The sequence below is a fragment of the Pantoea sp. CTOTU49201 genome, from assembly GCF_032054795.1.
Taxonomy (GTDB): Bacteria; Pseudomonadota; Gammaproteobacteria; order Enterobacterales; family Enterobacteriaceae; genus Pantoea; species Pantoea symbiotica.
Genome location: NZ_DAMBSA010000383.1, coordinates 1 through 4,450 on the forward strand (window position 1 = coordinate 1; position 4,450 = coordinate 4,450).

The 4,450-nt window shown below is 54.6% G+C and carries 5 protein-coding genes; all 5 read right to left on the reverse strand.

Annotation, left to right across the window (positions count from 1 at the left end; genetic code table 11):
- Nucleotides 1-38: 38 nt before the first annotated feature.
- Entirely contained in the window at nt 39-1,043 is a 1,005-nt protein-coding gene (gene oppF / locus RTY00_RS20495) for a murein tripeptide/oligopeptide ABC transporter ATP binding protein OppF (RefSeq protein WP_258143413.1), read from the reverse strand.
- Entirely contained in the window at nt 1,040-2,059 is a 1,020-nt protein-coding gene (locus RTY00_RS20500; protein ID WP_061718771.1) for an ABC transporter ATP-binding protein, read from the reverse strand. Before RTY00_RS20500 ends, oppF begins: the two co-directional genes overlap by 4 nt.
- A gap of 11 nt (nt 2,060-2,070) precedes the next feature.
- Nucleotides 2,071-2,979, reverse strand: coding sequence for an oligopeptide ABC transporter permease OppC (gene oppC / locus RTY00_RS20505; protein ID WP_008106577.1), 909 nt, complete (start codon nt 2,977-2,979; stop codon nt 2,071-2,073).
- 15 nt (nt 2,980-2,994) lie between these two features.
- Nucleotides 2,995-3,915, reverse strand: coding sequence for an oligopeptide ABC transporter permease OppB (gene oppB, locus RTY00_RS20510; RefSeq protein WP_007892378.1), 921 nt, complete (start codon nt 3,913-3,915; stop codon nt 2,995-2,997).
- Between the two features lie 80 nt (nt 3,916-3,995).
- Nucleotides 3,996-4,450: ABC transporter substrate-binding protein (locus RTY00_RS20515; RefSeq protein WP_312665888.1), on the reverse strand; the 455-nt coding region annotated here is incomplete at its 5' end.

Sequence of the window (4,450 nt, forward strand, 5' to 3'; positions counted from 1 at the left end):
AGAAAGAAAAACGCCGGGCGATTGCCCGGCGTTTTCATTTACAGCGGATCAACTTTCAGACAAGACACCGCATGTCGGAAACTGCCTTCCAGCAGCGGCCGGGTTTTCGCGCACTCTGGTCCGGCAATCGGGCAACGCGTACGGAATACGCAACCTGATGGCGGATTGATCGGTGATGGCAGCTCCCCTTCCAGCAGCTGGATTTGCTTGTTTTTCTCCAGATCCGGATCGGGAATTGGCACCGCAGACATCAGCGCGCGGGTATACGGATGCTGCGGATTGTTATACACCGCATCGTAAGTTCCTAGCTCAACTGCATGCCCGAGATACATCACCAGCACACGATCGGAGATGTGTTTTACCACCGCCAAATCGTGCGCGATAAAGATCAGTGATAGCCCCATTTCTCGCTGCAACTTTTGCAACAGATTGACGACCTGCGCCTGAATCGACACGTCGAGCGCCGATACCGGCTCATCACAGATAATCAGCTTCGGCTCAAGGATTAGCGCACGCGCAATGCCAATACGCTGACACTGGCCGCCCGAGAACTCATGCGGATAGCGGTTGATGAGGTTAGGTAGCAACCCAACCTTCATCATCATGCTTTTGACCTTATCCTTCACTTCCTGGCGTGGCATCTTCGGGTAATAGGTGCGCAGCGGTTCAGCAATGATATCGCCAATGGTCATACGTGGATTGAGCGATGCCAGCGGATCCTGGAAGATCATCTGGATATCGCTGCGCGCCTGACGCCACTGCTCCTGGCTTTGCCCTAGCAGATCGCGCCCTAACCAGGCGACGCGCCCTTCCGTAGCTTTCACCAGACCGATGATGGCGCGGGCCAGCGTCGATTTACCGCAACCTGACTCACCAACGACACCGAGCGTTTCACCTTCGTACAAACGCAGGCTGACGCCGTCGACCGCTTTCAGCGTATGCGGTGGCTGCCAGAACCACTGTTTGCCATCCTTAATCTCGAAATGCACCTTAAGATCGGCAATCTCCAGCAGGACTTTTTTCTCTTCGACTACGGTGCTCATACTAACTCCTCCACCGGCTTGAAGCAGGCACGCAAGCGACCTTCAGCGAAAGGCTCCAGCGGCGGTGCCTTGGCGCAAATGTCCATAGCGTAAGCGCAGCGAGGCTGGAACGGGCAGCCTTGCGGCAGGCGCAGCAGGTTTGGTGGGTTGCCTGGAATAGTGGTCAGCGACTCTCCCTCTTCAGCGTCCAGACGTGGCACCGCACTCAGCAAGCCAATCGAGTACGGATGTGCAGGATGATAGAACACATCGCGGGCACGGCCATATTCCATAGTACGACCGGCGTACATCACCAGCACTTTGTCACAGATACCCGCTACCACGCCGAGATCGTGGGTAATCATCACAATCGCGGTATTGAACTCGCGCTTCAGCTCATTCAGCAGCGTCATGATCTGCGCCTGCACGGTGACGTCGAGCGCCGTGGTTGGCTCATCGGCAATCAGCAGCTTCGGCCGGCACAGCAGCGCCATCGCAATCATCACACGCTGGCGCATGCCGCCAGAAAATTCATGTGGGAACATCTTCATGCGCTTACGCGCTTCCGGCATTTTCACCGCGTCCAGCATGCGTACCGACTCTTCAAACGCCTGGGCGCTGTTCATGCCTTTATGCAGCTTCAGCACTTCCATTAACTGCTCGCCGACGCGCATATAAGGATTCAGCGACGTCATCGGGTCCTGGAAGATCATCGCAATCTGCTCAGCACGCAGTTTGTTCAGTTTGTTTTCTGGCAGATTGAGAATCTCTGCACCGTTGAATTTTGCTGAACCGCCAATGCGCCCATTTTTTGCCAGCAACCCCATCAAGGCAAACGCGGTTTGCGATTTTCCGGAACCGGATTCGCCAACAATGCCCAGTGTTTCACCCGCATGCAGTGAAAAGTTGAGGTCGTTCACAGCGGTGACATCGCCATCGTGGGTGCTGAAGGTGACGCGCAGGTCTTTTACATCCAGCAGCAGGTTATTGTTTCCCGCACGTGCAGCCATGGCTGGCTGAAATTCATGAATGGTCATCGGGAAACTCCTTAACGATCTTTCGGGTCGAGGGCATCACGCAAGCCATCGCCGATAAAGTTAAAACAGAACAGCGTGACCACGAGGAAACCGGCCGGGAACATCAGCAACCACGGCGACACTTCCATCGAGTTGGCGCCATCGCTCAGCAACGCGCCCCAACTGCTCAGCGGTTCCTGCGTACCGAGGCCAAGGAAGCTGAGGAAGGATTCGAACAGGATCATGCTCGGCACCAGCAGCGAGGCATACACCACCACCACACCTAACACGTTCGGCACAATGTGGCGCAATACGATTTTGAAGGTGCTGACACCGCCGACCTGCGCCGCTTCGATGAACTCTTTGCGCTTCAGGCCCAACGTCTGCCCACGCACGATACGCGCCATGTCCAGCCACGACACCATGCCGATCGCCACAAAGATCAGCAGAATGTTGCGACCAAAGAAGGTCACCAGCAGGATGACGAAGAACATGAACGGGAAGGAGTTGAGAATCTCCAGAATACGCATCATCACCGAGTCGATTTTACCGCCCAGATAACCCGCCAGTGAGCCATACAACGTGCCCACTAACACCGCGATCAGCGCGGAGGCGATGCCCACCATCAGCGAGATACGGCCACCAATCGCAACGCGCACCAGCAGGTCGCGACCCGATGAATCGGTGCCAAACCAGTGACCGGAAACGGTATCCGGCGCGGCAGACATCATCGCCCAGTCGGTATCATCATATTTAAATTGCGATAACATCGGAGCGAACACCACGAATAGCGTGATCACCAGCAGCACCAGCAGGCTGATAAAAGCCGCTCGGTTGTGAATAAAGCGGCGACGCGCATCCTGCCAGAGGCTGCGCCCTTCGACTTCCAGTTTTTCACTGAAGGCATCCAGAGCTTCGCTGTTTTTCTTACTTAACATCATGGGCGAGCTCCACAATCAGTAACGGATTTTCGGATCGATCACGGCGTACAGCACATCAACGATCGCGTTAAACAGAATGGTCAGCACGCCAACCAGAATGGTCAGGCTCATCACCAGCGAGTAGTCACGGTTCAATGCACCGTTAACGAACAGCTGGCCGATGCCCGGCAAACCATAGATGGATTCAATCACCATTGAACCGGTGATGATGCCGACAAACGCCGGTCCCATATAGGAAAGCACCGGCAACATGGCTGGCTTCAGCGCGTGACGCAGCACGATACGGCGCAATGGCAGACCTTTGGCGCGCGCGGTACGGATGAAGTTTGAGTGCATTACTTCAATCATCGAACCACGAGTAATACGCGCGATACTGGCGATATAGGCCAGCGACAGCGCCACCATCGGCAGCAACATGTAATTCCATTGGCCGCCGTTCCAGCCGCCGCCTGGCAGCCAGCGTAAGGTAATCGCAAATACCAGCACCAGTAACGGTGCTACGACAAAGCTGGGGATCACCACGCCGGTCATCGCGACCCCCATCACGGCATAATCCCACAAACTGTTCTGCTTCAGAGCGGCAATCACACCCGCTGTTACGCCCAGCACCACGGCGAGGAAGAATGCAGCCAGACCGAGTTTGGCTGATACCGGGAAGGCGTGGCCGACCAGATAATTGACCGAGTAATCTTTGTATTTAAACGAAGGTCCAAAGTCGCCATGTGCCAACTGCACCAGATAGCTCAGGTACTGTTTGCCAATCGGATCGTTGAGATGGTACTTCGCTTCGATATTCGCCATCACTTCCGGCGAGAGAACACGTTCGCCGGTAAATGGACTGCCGGGTGCCAGTCGCATCATAAAGAAAGAGATGGTGATGAGGATAAACAGCGTCGGGATGGCTTCAAGGAGCCGACGCAGGATGAATTTTAACATTGCCGTACCTACCAGGCTGTTGCTTCACAAAGTAAAAAGGCGGTGCCGCAGCACCGCCACTATCGATAGCCTGAGTGCTATTAATGTTTAATGATATACAGGTTTTTATCGACGGTTTTATCCAGCGGATCGTTGCCGGTGTAACCGCCCACGTATGGTTTTACCAAACGCGCATTAACGTAGTAGTAAACCGGCACGATGGTGCTGTCTTTATCCAGAATCTGCTCAGCTTTCTGATAATCCGCTACGCGCGCTTTATCGTCTGTGGCTTTAACCGCATCGTGGATAACTTTATCGAAGTCAGCGCTCTTATAGTGCGAGGTGTTACTGCTGCTGTCAGACAGCATGATGTTCAGGAATGAAGTCGGTTCGTTGTAATCCGCACACCATGCCGCACGAGAGACATCAAAGTTGCCCTGATGACGCGTATCCAGGAAGGTTTTCCACTCCTGGTTCTCCAGCTTGATGTTGACGCCGATGTTTTTCTTCCAGATAGAAGAGGCCGCGATCGCCAGTTTCTTGTGCAGATCGGAGG

Bases quoted from the DNA above. Each gene is read 5' to 3' on its own strand.
- oppC (WP_008106577.1), bottom strand. From the start codon at position 2,979: ATGATGTTAAGTAAGAAAAACAGCGAAGCTCTGGATGCCTTCAGTGAA.
- oppF (WP_258143413.1), bottom strand. From the start codon at position 1,043: ATGAGCACCGTAGTCGAAGAGAAAAAAGTCCTGCTGGAGATTGCCGAT.
- RTY00_RS20500 (WP_061718771.1), bottom strand. From the start codon at position 2,059: ATGACCATTCATGAATTTCAGCCAGCCATGGCTGCACGTGCGGGAAAC.
- oppB (WP_007892378.1), bottom strand. From the start codon at position 3,915: ATGTTAAAATTCATCCTGCGTCGGCTCCTTGAAGCCATCCCGACGCTG.